General features: G+C 35.7%; 16 protein-coding genes. 11 read left to right on the top strand and 5 right to left on the bottom strand.

Features of this window, described 5'->3' with window-relative positions; all coding sequences use genetic code 11:
* Nucleotides 1–220 precede the first annotated feature (220 nt).
* The gene (locus tag JGH11_RS01315) at nt 221–1,609 is read left to right on the top strand and encodes a DUF6056 family protein (protein WP_201109751.1); all 1,389 of its coding nucleotides are present in this window, start codon (nt 221–223) and stop codon (nt 1,607–1,609) included.
* On the opposite strand, the gene JGH11_RS01310 is transcribed toward JGH11_RS01315, so the two are convergent.
* From JGH11_RS01310 to panC, 4 genes are all read right to left on the bottom strand, one after another.
* Nucleotides 1,606–2,253, bottom strand: a complete 648-nt coding sequence (locus JGH11_RS01310) for a LysE family translocator (RefSeq protein ID WP_201109750.1) — start codon at nt 2,251–2,253, stop codon at nt 1,606–1,608. The two genes, JGH11_RS01315 and JGH11_RS01310, sit on opposite strands and share 4 nt — an antisense overlap.
* 225 nt (nt 2,254–2,478) lie before the next feature.
* Nucleotides 2,479–3,810, bottom strand: coding sequence for an MATE family efflux transporter (locus tag JGH11_RS01305; protein WP_201109749.1), 1,332 nt, complete (start codon nt 3,808–3,810; stop codon nt 2,479–2,481).
* 44 nt (nt 3,811–3,854) lie between these two features.
* On the bottom strand, nt 3,855–4,208 hold the full coding sequence (panD, locus tag JGH11_RS01300) for an aspartate 1-decarboxylase (protein WP_201109748.1): 354 nt from the start codon (nt 4,206–4,208) through the stop codon (nt 3,855–3,857).
* Between the two features lie 13 nt (nt 4,209–4,221).
* On the bottom strand, nt 4,222–5,064 hold the full coding sequence (gene panC, locus JGH11_RS01295; protein ID WP_201109747.1) for a pantoate--beta-alanine ligase: 843 nt from the start codon (nt 5,062–5,064) through the stop codon (nt 4,222–4,224).
* Nucleotides 5,065–5,348: 284 nt separating this feature from the next.
* Between panC and JGH11_RS01290 the strand changes: the two genes are divergently transcribed.
* The 4 genes from JGH11_RS01290 to JGH11_RS01275 all read left to right on the top strand — a co-directional run bounded on the left by JGH11_RS01290 (nt 5,349) and on the right by JGH11_RS01275 (nt 10,525).
* Nucleotides 5,349–6,155: a glycogen/starch synthase gene (locus JGH11_RS01290; RefSeq protein WP_201109746.1), complete on the top strand. Its 807-nt coding sequence runs from the start codon at nt 5,349–5,351 to the stop codon at nt 6,153–6,155.
* Nucleotides 6,156–6,251: 96 nt separating this feature from the next.
* A complete protein-coding gene (locus JGH11_RS01285) occupies nt 6,252–7,616 on the top strand; it encodes a DUF4270 domain-containing protein (protein WP_201109745.1) in 1,365 nt (454 codons plus the stop codon).
* A 24-nt stretch (nt 7,617–7,640) separates the two neighbouring features.
* On the top strand, nt 7,641–8,027 hold the full coding sequence (locus JGH11_RS01280; RefSeq protein WP_201109744.1) for a hypothetical protein: 387 nt from the start codon (nt 7,641–7,643) through the stop codon (nt 8,025–8,027).
* Between the two features lie 209 nt (nt 8,028–8,236).
* Nucleotides 8,237–10,525: a TonB-dependent receptor gene (locus JGH11_RS01275; protein WP_201109743.1), complete on the top strand. Its 2,289-nt coding sequence runs from the start codon at nt 8,237–8,239 to the stop codon at nt 10,523–10,525.
* 56 nt (nt 10,526–10,581) lie between these two features.
* On the opposite strand, the gene JGH11_RS01270 is transcribed toward JGH11_RS01275, so the two are convergent.
* Complete coding sequence (locus JGH11_RS01270) at nt 10,582–11,295, bottom strand: tRNA1(Val) (adenine(37)-N6)-methyltransferase (RefSeq protein WP_201109742.1); 714 nt, start codon at nt 11,293–11,295, stop codon at nt 10,582–10,584.
* Between the two features lie 135 nt (nt 11,296–11,430).
* Between JGH11_RS01270 and lon the strand changes: the two genes are divergently transcribed.
* From lon to JGH11_RS01240, 6 genes are all read left to right on the top strand, one after another.
* Nucleotides 11,431–13,911 (top strand): endopeptidase La, encoded by a 2,481-nt coding sequence (lon, locus tag JGH11_RS01265; RefSeq protein WP_201109741.1) that lies wholly within the window; start codon nt 11,431–11,433, stop codon nt 13,909–13,911.
* A gap of 74 nt (nt 13,912–13,985) precedes the next feature.
* Entirely contained in the window at nt 13,986–14,516 is a 531-nt protein-coding gene (locus JGH11_RS01260) for a DUF4199 domain-containing protein (RefSeq protein ID WP_201109740.1), read from the top strand.
* Nucleotides 14,517–14,535: 19 nt separating this feature from the next.
* The gene (locus JGH11_RS01255; RefSeq protein WP_201109739.1) at nt 14,536–15,486 is read left to right on the top strand and encodes a glycosyltransferase family 2 protein; all 951 of its coding nucleotides are present in this window, start codon (nt 14,536–14,538) and stop codon (nt 15,484–15,486) included.
* A 94-nt stretch (nt 15,487–15,580) separates the two neighbouring features.
* Nucleotides 15,581–16,099, top strand: a complete 519-nt coding sequence (locus JGH11_RS01250) for a nitroreductase family protein (RefSeq protein ID WP_201109738.1) — start codon at nt 15,581–15,583, stop codon at nt 16,097–16,099.
* Nucleotides 16,096–16,671, top strand: a complete 576-nt coding sequence (locus JGH11_RS01245) for a manganese efflux pump MntP family protein (RefSeq protein WP_201109737.1) — start codon at nt 16,096–16,098, stop codon at nt 16,669–16,671. The genes JGH11_RS01250 and JGH11_RS01245 overlap by 4 nt, the downstream gene beginning before the upstream one ends.
* 130 nt (nt 16,672–16,801) lie before the next feature.
* Nucleotides 16,802–17,050 (top strand): DUF4834 family protein, encoded by a 249-nt coding sequence (locus JGH11_RS01240; protein ID WP_201109736.1) that lies wholly within the window; start codon nt 16,802–16,804, stop codon nt 17,048–17,050.
* Nucleotides 17,051–17,065 lie beyond the last annotated feature (15 nt).

The raw sequence follows: 17,065 nt of genomic DNA, 5'->3' as shown, positions 1-17,065 counted from the left end.
AATACAAAAAGCAGTAAGGATGAAGTCCTTGCTGCTTTTATTTTTTATAGTACTTTTGCAGATGTATATTATTACATTAATACTACTTAAGTTTATCTATATATAGGCTTAATTGTATTTAAATTTTTAGGACTAAAGGTGATTGTGAAAAATAAGCCGTAAGTTGTAACTTTTGTCACCTTTTAGTTAAATATGCTGCACATAGAAATTATATAGTTGAATGAGTAAGGTACAATCGGATCTATTTAGTCATATATTGAGTTTTGTCAGAGTGATTTGTCGCAAGATAGATGTTCTGGAGGAAAAGGTGAGTCGCAGAGGGTTGAAAAATAAGTTACTATGGGTGTTTATTGCGCTTTCTTGTTTTTTACTGGTGTTACTTTTGAATGTTCTGACACCACTTATTTCAGATGATTTCGCCTATTTATTTATATATGGGGATGATGCTCGAATAAGCACGATAGGAGATATCGTACAATCACAAATAAATCATTATTATATGTGGGGAGGGCGAAGTATTGTCCATTTTATTGCACAAGTGTTACTTTTGTTACCTTCTTGTATTACCGATGTTCTAAATTCCCTTATATATGTGATTTATACTTTCCTTATTTATTACCATATAAGAGGAAGAGGCGAAAATAGTATTTCATTATTTGTCCTGATCAATTTGTCGATATGGTTTATGCAGCCGGTGTTTGGAGATACAATTTTGTGGATTACCGGAGCTGCGAATTATCTGTGGGGTACGTTTTTTATTCTTTTGTTCTTGCTACCATATCGTTTGTATGAAGGTAAAGAGCTTAATCCTTTTCGACAGATATCGTTTTCTGTGTTGCTTTTCATATTTGGTATCATTGCCGGATGGACTAATGAGAATACGGCAGGCGCTATGATACTGATAGTAATCTTATTCTTTTTATGCTACCGGTCATCTCGTTGGTATGTGCCAATATGGGGCGTATTGGGGCTGATAGGAGCAGTTGTGGGTTATGCTGTTATGATATTGGCGCCGGGAAATTTTGAGCGTGCAGGAAGCTCTCCTATGAGTTTGTATCTTATGGGGTATCGCTTGTTTAATTGTACCCTTACATTCTTTTATTATTGTGGTCCATTGATTATGACAAGTTTTGTGGTTTATGTGTTATACTCTCGTTTCTATAGGGAGGACAGGTCAGGACAGCTTAAATTGAGCATGATATATTCCATAGCTGCCATAGCAGCTGTTTATGCAATGTTGCTTGCTCCAACATTTCCTCGCAGGGCACTATTTGGTGTGATTACTTATCTTATTATAGGGGCTGGTATTTTATTCTATAATCTTGATTTCCGAAATAGCTTTCTTCGCCAGATGCGCTTAGGTATAATTGTATTGGGGCTCTTTAGTTTTATATTTACATACTATCTGGCTGCTAAAGAGATAAACAGATATCGAAATATAGTAAAGCAGAGAGAGGTTCAGATAGAAGAAGCCAAAGTGTCGGGAAAAAAGGAATGTCAATTTGAACGGTATGATGGAAATGTTTATATACATGGAGAAGATCCTTTTTCGGCCGAATTGATGACTCGCTATTATGGTATAACGGTGAAATTACAAAATCCCGACTAGAAAATATCAATTCCCATTAAGGTTCCTGTGATGATGCCTGCTACTCCTAACCCGATGAGTAGTATTCCTATTATCTTGTTGAAAATCTGAAGGCCTCTGGGGTTGAAATGACTACGCAGCTTATTCACAAAATAGGTAACTAATAGCCACCAGAGAAAAGCTCCTATGCCTATAAAAAAGATTGTGATGAGGTCGTAACCGAAGGGCTTATCGGCATCAATAACATTGAAGCGGGCAAATAGCGCAATGTATAAGAATAATGTGGCGATATTTGAAATAGTGAGAAACAATGAAGATATAAAGACCTTCCATGTGGAGATCTTGTTCTCTTTCAATTTGGTCAGATTCTTAGATGGGTTTTTGTTGAAAACAAGAGCTCCAAAAACAATTAGAACTATACTTCCGATGACCTTAAGTGGTCCTTCGTGTTGTTGAATGAACTCGGTACTAAACCCAAGGCCTAATGCTGCAATGATAGCTAGTAGGGCGATAAGCATATCTCCGACTACAGCACCGATGCCCGTCATTAACCCATTTTTTCTTCCTTCATTCAAGGTACGTTGTATACATAACATACCAACAGGACCCATGGGTGCTGATGACAAGAAGCCAATAAATAAACCTTTTATAATGATATATACCATTAACTACCTTTTATAGCGGCCATTTACCTTGCGAAAATAAACATTTGATCGAATAGATTTCTTTCCAATCCAACCGCTCTTCTGCGCAAAGATAAGACCAAAATATCAAAAAGCCTTATGTGAACGAGTAAAAGCGATGAGGCTATTAAGCATTTTTAATCTTACGGCTTTCTACTGTTAATTATAATTAGTGATTGTGAGCTTGTTAAGTGTTTCTATATTTGATTATATTTTTTTTAGTTGCCATTTTCCATATCTTAAATATAGGAATGAGAAAAAGAGCAAGCATCCCCAATAAACATATTCCACAGACCAGGAAACAGCTACGGATGCTTCTTTGTATATTACTATCCAATACATATATAGTACATAGAGGATAAGAGTGATTATCTCAAGATAAAGAGCTGCTCGTGTATTTCCTGTTCCCGATATGGAATTAAACACAACAGTACTGATGCTGCATATAGGTAGTGCAAATACAACAACAAGAAGTGGAGTTACCGATTCGGGTATCAGGCTTATGTCTTCGTGTGAGGCTATAAGTGATATCCAGAATTCAGCACCAATCCCTGTGATGAGCATGACGATAGCTATAACGCCAAGACTAAGTTTGCATATTCTTTTAACCAATGGTATTACGTCTTTTATTTGGCCGGCTCCCATTGTATTGCCAACAAGGGTATTGGCTGTGGTAGCTAAAGCATTCATCGGGATGAAAAATAGCATATAAAAGTTTCGTACTATATTGGTAATGGCAAGTGCACGAGCCGAATGTTGTTCTATTGCCATGAAAAATAAAAACCATGTAGACATAGAAATCAGATACTGGATCATAGTGAAAGAGGATATGCTTAAAATACTCTTTACTATCGAGAATCTGAATTTCATCTTCATGAAGCCGTACTTTTTCAGATCTACGGTTCTCAGTGTGTAAATAACAAAAAATAATACAGACGCTATTTCTGATATTACAGCGGCCATTCCGGCTCCTGCAATCCCTAGCTTAGGGAATCCAAAGTTACCGAATATAAGGATGTAGTCTCCGGCAAAATTAACTACAGCCATTACTATTGCATTCATTGTTAATACAGGAGTACGTGCAATACCAACGTAGAATGCCCGGAACATAACATTGATAGAAGCAAAGAAAAAACCGAATATTCGCCATGAAAGATAGGAGTCTACAGCCGCATATACTTCGGGAGAATCCATAAATCCAGGGAGGATATATTTGGACATCAATGAAGAGCCTGTAAACAATAGAAGAGCTAATACTTCGAGGAATATAATACCTTGTATTACAATACTTCCTATTTTGTTATAATTCTGCTCACCATTGCGGCGGCTAATCATAATCTGTCCGCCAATGCTAAAGCCAAAACAAAGGGTGAAGAACGCTATGTAATATATTCCGGCTAGCCCAGAAGCACTCTGCTCGACTTCACCGACCTGTCCTAGAAAGATCGTTGCTGTGAGTTGAACAATGTTTTGGGCAAGTAAGCCTAGCATAATAGGTGCGCTTACCTTCCATATATCTTTATACGAATATGAGTGCATGTATGAGCCGTCTAGCTATAGCTGATAGCGATTAGTGTTTAAGTTTATTTAATTAGCTTGTTTGTCTTTGTGTCGGGGAAGGCAACCCAAGGTTTGAAAGATTTGGCTTCTTCAAATTCCATTTGAGCGTAAGACATAATAATAACAATATCTCCTGGCTGAACGCGTCGGGCAGCAGCACCATTAAGGCAGATCGCTCCTGAACCACGTTCTCCTTTTATGATATAGGTTTCCAGGCGCTCTCCATTATTGTTGTTCACAATCTGCACCTTTTCTCCTTCGATAAAGTTGACGGCATCCATCAGGTCCTCATCGATAGTGATACTTCCTATGTAGTTCAAATTGGCTTCGGTTACAGTGACGCGATGCAATTTTGATTTAACGACTTCTACAATCATGATTATACTGTGATTAATAATAAGTAACATTGTCTATTAACCGCACATCTCCGCAGAAAACAGCTATACAGCCTACTGCGTATTCGGTGTCAGGCCAATGTTGTATCGGTTGCAAAGAAAATCCATCTACAATTTCAAAGTATTCTACTTGGAGAGATTCTACTTCGTTGATCTTATCAATAACAACCCTTTTTAGTTCGTTTACAGAGTACTCGTTCCAATTTTTACTTAGTCCGAGTATTATCTCCGATATTTTTACAGCATCTTGCTTTTGTTCCGGATTCAATCGTTCATTGCGGCTGCTAAGAGCAAGTCCAGTTGCTTCGCGTACAATCGGCATTGGAACAATTTCCACATCTAATTCCAATTGTTTGACCATCTCTCTTATAATGGCTAATTGTTGGAAGTCCTTCTCTCCGAAATATGCTTTGTTTGGTTTTATTACGTCAAATAGGCGACTTACTACTTGTGCTACTCCGTTGAAATGTCCGGGGCGATGTTCGCCTTCCATTACCTTGTCTATTTGTCCAAAATCGAATTGGCGAGTGTCAGGTTCAGGGTAGATCTCTTCTACAGACGGTGCAAAAACAATATGAACTCCTGCTTTTTCCAGATATAGACAATCTTTCTCTAAGTTTCTGGGATATTTTAATAGGTCTTCTTTGTTGTTGAACTGAGTCGGATTTACAAAGATACTCACTATGCAGATATCATTGTCGGAAATACATTGTTTAACCAACGATAGATGGCCTTCGTGTAAAGCTCCCATTGTGGGAACAAAACCTATTGATTTACCTTCTTTGCGCAAGGATGTAACCATCTCCTGCACACCTTTAACTGTATTTATCAAGTTCATATTTGCCTAATAACCAAAACGGATACAAAGCAAGTAAATAATTATGAAATGGCGAAACAAACAAACATATTTGTTGTGTATTTTAACGCATTGGAGGGTTCTGGATATACTTTTTTTTCTAGGTTGCTTTTTTAGAGTTCGTGTCTATTCTCCAAACGTCCTTTTATTTTTATTTATACTTTAAAACTTGAAAAATAGAATATTGTACTCCAGAGTTTGCAAAAAAGAAGATTTTTTTTTATTATCTTTGTACTCTCAATCGAATTCTGAAGAGACCTAATTAAATGAGTACAAAAAAGATTTTATACATTACGCAGGAGATAACACCATATCTTCCTGAGTCAGCAATTGCAACAAATTGTAGATACTTACCACAAGCTATACAGGAAAAGGGGCAGGAGATAAGGACCTTTATGCCGAGATTTGGAAATATAAACGAGAGAAGAAACCAACTTCATGAAGTAATCCGTCTTTCGGGTATGAATCTTATTATTGATGATACGGACCACCCATTGATTATAAAGGTGGCTTCTATTCAGGCAGCCCGTATGCAAATTTATTTTATCGATAATGATGATTACTTTAAGCGTAAGTATACCGTTGCTGATGATGACGATGTGGAGTTCTCTGATAATGATGAAAGAAGTATATTTTATGTAAGGGGTGTGTTGGAAACAATCAAGAAATTACGTTGGATACCGGATGTGATTGATTGTCATGGCTGGATGACAGCGTTGACAGGATTGTATATAAAAACAGCATATGCTGATGATCCTTGTTTCAAAAATTCAAAAATTGTATATTCTTTATATAATGACGATTTTAAACAGCCTTTTAGCGAAAATTTTGTTAATAAACTAAAATTTGATGGCTTAAAGGATAAAGACGTTTCTGAATTAAAAGATGTAGTGGACTATGAAACGCTTACTAATTTTGCAATCAAATATGCAGATGGTGTTATTCAAAGCGAAGCATCAGTGAATAAAAACGTCCTCGATTTTGTAAATAATTCCGATAAAAAATTTCTTTCATATCCTGGTGAATTAGATGTTTCGGTTGATGCAATCAATGATTTTTACGAGAATCTTTAAAGTATCTAAAATAAAATTAGAAAAATGCTGTTTTATTTTTAGTAAACAGCATTTTTTTAGATATTTGAATCCCAAATTTGAATTAACATTATTTGAATGAAAATTAAAACATTATTAAGCCTATTCATAGCTTTTTTTGCGATTATATTTGTTGCTTGCGAAGATAATCTTGGTCAGTTAGGTGAAAGTATACAGCCTGAAAAGGATGATATAAACGCAAAAGGTGATACTATTGACCTGAGGGCCGCAACATACTCTTTTGAAGATTCAGTATATGCCCGTACCGAATATGGATTATTAGGCGAGTATATTGATCCTATATTTGGAAAGGTAAAGTCAGATTACATGACAGAGCTATTTTGCCCAGAGGATATAGAGTTTAAGAATCCGAATAATAAAAAAGTGACAATCGACTCTGTCTTTTTAAATACAGAGTTTACATATTTTACCGGAGATACAGTTGCTCCGATGGGATTATCAGTCTATGAAGTTACAAAACCACTAAAAGCATTTTTCTTCACAAGTGTCGACCCTGCGAAGTATACAGATAATATGAGTAAGCTTCTGGGGCAAAATATATTTTCTATTCAGGATCTTCCTAATGTGGTGGAGAGCGGTTATCGTATAAGGACTATTAATACACAATTAGATCTGTCTTTAGGCGAACGTTTCTATAATGAATGGCTCGAATCGAAGGATACATTTAAGAATTCTGATGCAATGAGTGAATTCTTCAAAGGAATATATGTAACTACTACATTTGGCTCGGGAACTCTTATTCGAACAGATCAGACAAGTTTTAATATATATTATACTTATCAGATAAGAAATGTAGCTAATACCGCTGACTCTGCTGCTGTAGGAATATTCCACTTGCCTGTTACGCCGGAAGTTATTCAAATGAATCATGTGAAAAATACATTGCCGACAGATATGCTTGGAGAAAGCGATGTTAGGACTTATATGAAAACTCCGGCTGGTGTATATACTGAATTTACGATTCCTTTGGACGATATAATGAAAACTGTGGGTAAAGATAGAGTAATCAATGCCGCAAACTTTAAGGTGAAAGGCTTTACTGAGGAGGAAGAAAAGTCGGGATTAATCAGACCTTCTTATGTTTTAGTTATAAATAAAGACTCTCTGGAAAATTATTTCTACGATAAGAGGTATAGTTCAAGTAATAAAACATCTTTTGTTATCTCTCGTAATACATCATCGAATACTTATGATCTAGGAAATTTGGCTTCAGTAATTAATTATTATGCAGATTATTATAAGTCTAAGGGGCAAACAGAACTGCCGGATCTCAAATATTTGATGATACCTGTCGATGCAACACCTTCGACAACCACTTCGGGGGCTATTACGGATATATATAATCAGATGTATCCTACCTCTGCTATATTGAGGACTGATCCACCTAACATGAAGATGACTATTATATCGAGTAAATATTAATAATACCGAATAAAGACAATCAAAATGTCTTCCAAGCAAATAAGAAATACAGCTAAATTATTACTCTTCTTATATCTAGGGTATTTTGGCTGTGTTTCTTATTTTGTACATAGCCACATCTACAATGGGGTGGTTTACGTGCATTCGCATCCTTATAATAAATTTGCTAAAAATGCAGATGATGATAAACTTCCTCCTTTCGAGACGCATCATCATACTTCAGCCGGCTTTTTTACTTTCAATCAACTTTCGAATACAACTTCATTTGAAGCTGACTGCATCAATACTTTAGATGGTGTTGATTTTTATGTTGATATACTACAATATAAGGAACTGGCTCCTCAGGTCATTAGCTGTCCGGTTGCAGTTTATTTTAATTATAGAGCTCCCCCTACTTCTTCTTTTTCATAATTCGATATAATTCTTTTTTTAGGAATTATTCATTAAGGGTTGGTATGTCTATATGCAATCCTGTTTCTACTTAATATTTATTTTTTTTAAGCCCTAAAACCTTTGTCTATACGATTTAGATGAGGCTTTTGACTGTAATTTATTACGGGCTTTCATGCATTGTATAAATCGCGTTACTACGTTTTATATGATATAATTATAATTGAAACATGAAAAAGATAAAACTTTTATCATTCTATATATTTTGCTCTATAGGGCTTATGGCTCAGCAAACAGGTAAATCGACACTAAAAGGACATGTATTGGATAGTGGGACAGAAGAGCATCTTCCAGGAGTAACAGTTTCTATTGAAGGGAAACAATCTGCTGTAATGACAGATGAGACCGGACATTTTGTGTTAGGTGGATTGCTTCCTGGAACATATGCTGTTGTTACACAATATATAGGTTATTCACCATTGCGACAAGAAGTGTCGGTTGGGGTAAATGAAATTAAGAATGTTACTTTATATATAGAACCGGAAGATCAGCAATTGGATGAGATAATGATAACAGCTTCAGCTAACGCTCTAAATAGGAAAATATCGCCAGTAGTAGTGAATAAATTAACTACTAAAGCTTTTGAAGCCACAAATTCTACATCTTTATCTCAAGGTCTGAATTATATGCCGGGATTGAGGGTGGAAACCAATTGTCAGAATTGTGGAACACAAGAGGTAAGAATAAATGGTCTTGAAGGGCAATATTCTCAAATGTTGATTGATGGACAACCGGTTTTTAGCTCTTTATCAAAGATGTATGGTCTGGAGCAGATGCCTACTAATATGATAGAGCAAGTTGAAGTTATTCGTGGAGGAGGTTCTGTCCTTTATGGGGCCAATGCTATTGGCGGAGTAATAAATATAATAACAAAGGAGCCTGAGAAAAATTCTTATCAAGCTAAATATAATATGTCTCTTATCGATGGTAAGTCGGCTGATAATACCTTGTATCTCAATTCTTCTTTTGTAGATAGATCTAAGAAATCAGGCATTTCTCTTTTTGCAAATATGAGGAATAGGAATCCTTGGGATGCTAATAATGATGGCTTTTCAGAAATAGGTAAGAATAGGACTTCTTCACTTGGCTTTCGTTCTTTTTTGAAACCGACATCCCACGATAAGTTTACGTTGGAATGTCATTATATATCAGAATATCGCAGAGGTGGGGATAATATGAGTCGTCCTCCACACGAAGCTTTGATTGCTGAAACAACAGACTATAGGATACATTCGGGGGGGATGGGTTATACACATCTTAGTGATGATCATAAGCAAAAGCTTACGGTGAATATGTCTGTTCAGAAAACAGGTAGAGATAGTTATTATGGGGGAGGATATGATCCCGATGGTTACGGTAATACGTCAGAATTGGCATTGACCGGAACAGTTAGATACGAAGTAAATATGGATAAACTTTTGTTTATGCCCGCAAAATTTACAGCTGGATTTACCCAAGAATATACAAATCTTCATGATACAATTCACAGTAGAAATGTAAAGCAAATTGTAAACATGAGTAGTCTTTATTTACAGAATGAATGGAGGGATGATGCTTTGACTTTTATTATAGGTCTTAGAGGAGATAAACATAATAAGTTGAGTAATATAAATTTGATTCCACGAAGTAGTATTAGATATAGATTAGGTGAAAAAGTAAATCTTCGAGCAGCATATTCTATGGGGTACAGAGCTCCTGAGATTATTGCCTCAGATTTGGATATACCAGTAATAGGTGGTTCTGCTACTATTACTCAGCTCGGTAAAGAGCTGAAACGTGAATATTCCAATACAATAAATGGAGGGGCCGATTTTAGCTTTTATAACGAAAATATATATTCGTATTTTCTTTTAGAAGGTTTTTATACTAAAATAAATAATGTGTTCGTTGTTCAGGAAACGGGTGTAGATGCTGCGGGGAATACCTTAATGACACGTGTTAATGGAGATGGAGCATATGTATATGGCGTAAACTTGGAAACAACAGTACAACCTTTGAGCTGGCTCGAAATTCAAGGTGGCTTTACATGGCAAAGAAGCCGTTATACTAAGCCTGTTAGCTGGTCGTCGGAAGAATACGTGCAACCTGTAAAGAAGATGTTAAGATCGCCCGATACTTACGGCTTCTTTTCAGCAACAGCTTCTCCCAAGAAGCAATATTCAGTTTCGTTATCCGGAGTATACACTGGTTCCATGTTGGCTCCACATTTTGCGGGAGCGGAAGGTGTATTAAAGGATGAAACTGTAAAAACAAAAAGTTTCTTTGATACAACTCTAAAATTATCTTACTTTTTCAACCTGAATACTAAAAATATGCTAGAGATAAATGCAGGGGTGCAAAATATGTTCAATCAAATACAAAAGGATTACGATAGAGGCCCTAATCGTGACTCGGAGTATATTTACGGGCCATCACTACCTCGTACATTTTTTGTAGGGCTAAAAATTACTTCTATTTAATAAAAATAATATTGAGAGGAGATAAAATTATTTCCTCTCAATATTATGGTTATATTTTACATTTTTAGATAATAATCTTTTACTAATTCTATAAATGCATCAGAATATATATGTCTTTCTTTTTCTATTATTAATTCGGATTCTACCAATGGTGTAGCCATATTCGAGATCTCCATAAGAATCCTTTTTGGCAAAGAGGTTGGGGTAGGATAAACAGTTGTTATACGTGTGACGAATAGATTATATTCTTTGGCTATATTCAGGAGGCTGTTTTTGTAGCTGAATGGATAGATTACAGATATTTTTCCATTTCGATTCAATAGTGTAGACGAAATTCGGACTAACTCTTCTGCTGAAAGAGTGTCAGTATGGCGCGCAATGGTTCGTTCTTGCTTAGGCGATTTTAATGATTGGATGAAAAATGGAGGGTTAGATACAATTATGTCGTATTTTTTACTTGGGCGAATTTGTAATTCTTGTAGTGAGTTATTGATGCAATCTATTTGATTAGCAAATGGAGATAGTTTGATATTGTCTTTCGCTTGCTCAAAGGCACAATTGTCAATATCTATGGCATCTATAGATAGTTTATTGTTTCGTTGGGCCATCATTAAAGCTATTAGTCCCGATCCTGTGCCGATATCAAGAGCTCTCTCGCAATTATCTATATTGGTCCAAGCTCCTAATAACACGCCATCGGTTCCTACTTTCATAGCGCATCGGTCATGGAATACGGTAAATTGTTTAAACTTGAAATATGGATTTGGCATATCATATTAGTTTATCTATTACTAACTTTGTGGCACAAATTTTGTTATATAATAGGGGCAAAGTTAGTTATAATTCTGTATTTTTACAGCCCTTTAAACTAAGAGGGGATTAATCCAAATAAAAAAAAAGGATATATGTTTAATAGAAAAAAAGATATTCTAAGTCTCGAAGAAAGTAAGGAGCCTGTTATTTCTATCATAACCAATGACTTCGACGATGGAGATTGCTATATAAATGAAAAAGATCTGAAAGAAGAGCTGCCTATTTTGCCTCTTCGTAATACAGTTATTTTTCCGGGAACGAGTATGCCTATTTCGGTTGCTCGTAAGAAATCTTTGAAGCTAATAAAAAGTGTAAATCGCCAAAAAGGTAAATATGTTGGACTAATCTGCCAAAAGGACGCAGAAAACGATGATCCGGAAATAGCAGATTTGTATCCTATAGGAGTTATAGGTGAGATTATACGGGTTATAGAGCTTCCGGATGATGAAAATGTGACTGTCATTTTTCAAGGAAAGAAAAGATTTAGACTGACAGAACTGACACAAAACGAGCCTTTCATGAAAGGCCGTTATGAGGTAAGAGAAGGAGTGCCTGTTCTTAAAACCGATACAGAATATAAAGCCCTTTTGGATTCTATACGAGATCTGACAATACAGATGCTTCGCATGTATGGCGAACCTCCAAGAGAGTTTATACAAAGATTGAAATCGGATGTTGTATCATCGGTACTTGTAAATTATTGTTGTGCGAATTTGCCTGTATCGGGAGCAGAAAAACAAAGTTTACTCGAAATTGATGATGATAAAGAACGAGCCTATCGTCTGTTGGTAATTCTTAACAGGGAAACTCAGTTGATGGAAATGAAGCTCAATATTCAGATGAAAACAAGAGAAGAGCTTAATCAACAACAAAAAGAATATTTCCTTCAGCAGCAGATAAAAACAATACAAGACGAATTGGGCGGTAATCCGCAACAAGCCGATCTGGAAGAATTCAAGCAAAGGGCGACCAAAAAGAAATGGAGTGCGCAAGTTGCTCAAGTCTTTGATAAGGAAATGAGTAAATTGGAACGCCTGCATCCGCAATCACCAGATTATTCGACTCAATATACATATATAGAAACTCTTCTGGATTTACCTTGGGATGAGTATACAAAAGATAACTTCAATTTAAAAAATGCTCAAAAAGTTTTAGATAGGGATCATTTTGGATTGGAAAAAGTAAAAGAGCGTATTATTGAGCATCTTGCTGTATTAAAGCTGAAGGGCGATTTAAAATCTCCTATTATCTGCTTATACGGCCCTCCTGGAGTTGGTAAAACATCATTAGGGAAATCAGTAGCGGAAGCTCTTAATAGAAAATATGTACGAGTTTCATTTGGTGGATTACACGATGAATCGGAAATTAGAGGTCATCGTCGTACATATATAGGAGCTATGCCGGGGCGAATAATTCAGAATATATTAAAAGCAGGTTCTTCTAACCCGGTTTTTGTATTAGATGAAATAGATAAAATAGGAAGTGACTTTAAAGGAGATCCTTCATCAGCCTTATTGGAAGTATTGGATCCGGAGCAAAATTCAGCCTTTCACGATAACTATTTGAATATAGATTATGATTTGTCGAAAGTAATGTTTCTTGCTACAGCAAATAATCTATCTACTATTTCGCAACCTTTACTCGATCGTATGGAGCTTATAGATGTGAGCGGATATATTATCGAAGAAAAGATAGAGATAGCTCGCAGACACTTGGTTCCAAAACAGATGGAGAATCACGGACTGGGTAAAGACGTTATAGATATACCAAAGAAAACAATTGAAAAGATTGTTGAAAACTATACTCGTGAATCGGGCGTTCGTGAGTTAGACAAGAAGCTAGCGAAGATAATGCGTAAGGTTGCACGTAAGGTTGCATCGGAAGAGGAATATAAGAAGGTGCTAGAACCTTCCGACTTACATGAGTATCTTGGTGCAATAGAATATAGCCGCGATCAATATCAAGGTAATGATTATGCCGGAGTAGTAACTGGTTTAGCTTGGACTTCTGTTGGAGGAGAGATCCTTTTCATAGAAACCTCACTTAGCAGAGGCAAAGGTGGAAAGCTTACATTAACCGGAAATTTGGGTGATGTCATGAAGGAGTCAGCTGTTTTAGCATTGGAGTACCTTCATTCGCATGGACAGGCTATAGGTATAGATGAAGATGTCTTTGATAATTGGAATGTACATGTGCATGTACCTGAAGGTGCTATACCTAAGGATGGTCCTTCTGCCGGTATTACAATGGTAACATCATTAGCGTCTGCGTTTACTCAAAGGAAAGTAAGAGCAAATCTAGCAATGACTGGTGAGATTACTTTGCGAGGGAAGGTTTTACCGGTTGGCGGAATTCGTGAAAAGATACTTGCCGCCAAACGTGCAGGAATAAAAGATATTATTCTTTGTAAAGAGAACAAAAAAGATATTGATGAAATCAAACCTCTTTATTTAAAAGGACTAACTTTTCATTATGTAGATGATATAAAACAGGTGTTGGATATCGCTCTTCTAAAAGAGAAGGTAAAAGATCCTTTAGACTTTAGAGTGAAAGAAGAGACTATTGCTAACTAAATAAATAGAAATAAGTGTAAATCCCCGGATTTGCACTTATTTCTTTTAAACAAATTTCTTACATTTGTACCGCAATGATTAATAATCCGGATATAAAAGAAAAAGGCGCATCTCTACTTAAATATGCCATGCATTATGGTATGATCCTGGGTGTTTTCTGGATGGTCAAATACTTATTTCTAATAGGATCAGGCTTTTCAGATCATGTTTTTATATATGTATATTATTTATTAAATGTAGGAACTTTCCTATTGATTTATATTTTTACTTTTAAATATAAAGACGCAGATCCGGAGAGCCCTAAAGGGATATTATCGTGTGTCTTATTTGTCACACTTATTTGTTTTTTTGCATCTTTCTTCGAGGCTATTGTTATATATGCTCATTATAAATTTATAGATCCTTCGTATTTTACTAAAATGATTATTCCGGTGATGAATATGATAGAAAAAATGCCGAATCCTTCAGATCAGAAAGAACTGTTAGGAAAGATATTTTCAAGTCAACCAATATATATCATTTCCGAATTTATAAAAAATACCATGTTAGGATTGATTCTAGGCTTGTTGATGGGGTTATTGGTCAATAGTACAAAAAGCAAATAATTGTAATACTCAATATCAAATGGATATATCTGTTGTTATACCTTTACTTAATGAAGAAGAGTCGCTCTCGGAACTCCATGCTTGGATAAAACGAGTGATGGAGGAGAATGCTTTTTCTTATGAAGTTATCTTTGTAGATGACGGTAGCACTGATCGTTCTTGGGATATTATATGTGAGTTAAGAAAAGCGTCTCCCGAAATAAAAGCTATTCGTTTTAAACGTAACTATGGAAAATCACCGGCCTTACACTGTGCTTTTCAAAAAGTGGAAGGAGACGTCGTGATAACAATGGATGCTGACTTACAAGACAGTCCGGATGAGATTCCGGCCTTGTATAAGATGATAAAGGAAGATGGTTATGATCTGGTTTCAGGCTGGAAAAAGAAACGTTATGACCCTTTGTCTAAAACCTTGCCTACAAAACTATTTAATGCTACTGCACGTAAGGTGTCAGGTGTGAAATTACATGATTTTAATTGTGGGCTTAAGGCATATCGTAAAGAAGTTGTGAAGAGCATAGAGATATATAACGATATGCATCGATATATCCCCTATCTAGCTCGTATAGCAGGCTATCGGAAAATAGGGGAGAAGGTGGTACATCATCAAGCCCGAAAATATGGTAAAAGCAAGTTTGCAGGTTTAAGCCGTTTTGTAAATGGCTATCTGGACCTACTTACCCTCTGGTTTTTATCTGTATTTGGACGAAAGCCGATGCATTTCTTTGGATTATGGGGAACGGTTATGTTCCTACTTGGTTTTGTAGCAGTAGTTATTGTTGGAGCGAATAAACTTTATGCTATAAATCAAGGTATTGCACATCCATTAGTTACTAATTCGCCATATTTCTATATTGCCTTGACAATGATGTTGTTAGGTACGCAGCTGTTTTTAGCTGGATTTTTAGGAGAGATAGTATCTCGTAATTCAACTGCTAGAAATGATTATAAGATAACGGAAGAACTATAAATAACGCGCTGGTATTACTCAATATCAGCATTTTTTTATTAATAAGTAGACATATTTAGATTCGCACTTATCGCGATCTTAACCATATCACTAAATGAAACTAAAAGAACTTATCGAAAATCGTTATTCGGTTAGGGCTTATCTTCCTCATGCGGTTGAGGAGGAAAAGGTCAATTATATTCTGGAATGTGCTCGCCTTGCGCCTTCAGCATGTAATCTACAGTCATGGAAATTTTATATAGTAACAACAAAAGAAGCTGTTTCAAAAGTTCAGGAGTCTTATAATAGAGAGTGGTTTAAGACAGCTCCGATGCATATTGTTGTTTGTAAAGATGTTTCTGTTTCATGGAAGAGGACAAATACAGATAATAAAGATTTTGGAGATGTTGATGCTGCTATTACAGCAGAACATATTTGTTTGGCTACCGCTGAAGTTGGATTAGGAACATGTTGGGTGTGCAACTTTGACCCTGTGTTGTTGAAAGAGGCTCTTCGATTGCCTGAAAATATTGAAGCTATTGCAATATTCCCTTTAGGATACATAGATACTGAAAAGAGTTTATTAACAGATAAGAAGCGTAAACTTTTATCAGAAGTTACTGAGAGGCTATGATTCAAATACTTGCTTTGGCCGTCGGATTATCTATGGATAGTTTGGCGGTTGCTCTAACTAGTGGTGCTGTTATAGGTAATCACAGAGCTATTAATGTTTTGAAAATAGCAGGTATGTTGGCTTTTATTCAAATGGGACTGACTGTTTTTGGATGGCTTATAGGGTCAACTTTTGCACGCTATATTGATCAATATGACCATTGGCTTTCATTTATTATACTCTTCTTTTTAGGAGCTAGAGTTATAATAAGCAGTATAAAGGATGAAGAAGATAATCCTTTTAATCCCCTAAATTTTAAAGTAATGTTAAGTCTTGCGATTGCAACTAGCATAGATGCAACAGCTGTCGGTTTATCATTGTCTTTAATTAATATGGAGATATTAATACCTGCTACAATAATCGGAATTGTCACATTTATAATGTCTTCTTTTGGTATAATTTTTGGCTGTAAAGCCGGACAAAGATATAATCTTCAGATAAATATAGCCGGAGGAGTAATTCTTATTCTTATAGGGTGTAGTATCTTAATACAGCATACAATTCTGTCTGATGCATATATGGCTTTTCTTTGATTTATTGTTTATGATAATAAACTCTTGTTAAATAAAATGAAACTATTTAACTCCGAGACCGAATCATTGTTATATTTACACCTAGTATACTATTTTTGTCAAAAGCTAATAACAATAAAAGAGTAAGAAAATGACTTTTATACTATTTCTATTATTTGCCATTGTTATATTTGGGGTGATGCTTGTACTCTCTTTGGTTAGAGGTATTGGTTCATTTATATTCGGTCGATCATCTTCTACGCAAGATAGAAGTTACTCTTCTTACAAAAAAACGTATTCAGATAGTTCGTCCAGTCACAATACATCGTCTTATTCAGGTAAAAAGATATTTTCGAAAGATGAAGGAGTGTATGTGAAATACGAAGAGATAAAAGAATAAATCCTATATATAATA

The sequence above is a fragment of the Dysgonomonas sp. Marseille-P4677 genome, from assembly GCF_016652235.1.
Lineage (GTDB): Bacteria > Bacteroidota > Bacteroidia > Bacteroidales > Dysgonomonadaceae > Dysgonomonas.
The sequence above is the reverse complement of the archived record's forward strand: the minus strand, read 5'-3'. Positions and strand labels throughout refer to the sequence as shown.